Here is a 239-nt window from a genome sequence, read left to right as displayed (position 1 = left end):
GACCAGATGTCGCTCGACGAGGTCGTCGCGCATCGCACGCAACTGCTGACCGATTATCAGAACGCGGCGTATGCCGCGCGCTATCGCCATCTGGTGGATCAGGTGCGCAAGGTCGCATTCGACGGCGGATATGGCGAGGCGCTGCCGCGCGCTGTTGCGATCAACTACGCCAAATTGCTCGCCTACAAGGACGAGTACGAGGTCGCGCGGCTCTATACCGACGGCAGGTTCGCGGAGAA

General features: G+C 62.3%; 1 protein-coding gene. It reads left to right on the top strand.

Annotated elements, in window-relative coordinates; translation table 11 throughout:
- Positions 1 to 239 (top strand): DUF6537 domain-containing protein (locus RVY79_RS21410; RefSeq protein WP_317466641.1); only part of this gene is annotated, 239 nt, incomplete at both ends.

Source organism: Chromohalobacter sp. HP20-39, from assembly GCF_033052815.1.
GTDB lineage: Bacteria > Pseudomonadota > Gammaproteobacteria > Pseudomonadales > Halomonadaceae > Chromohalobacter.
This window is presented reverse-complemented; position numbering and strand designations above follow the sequence as displayed.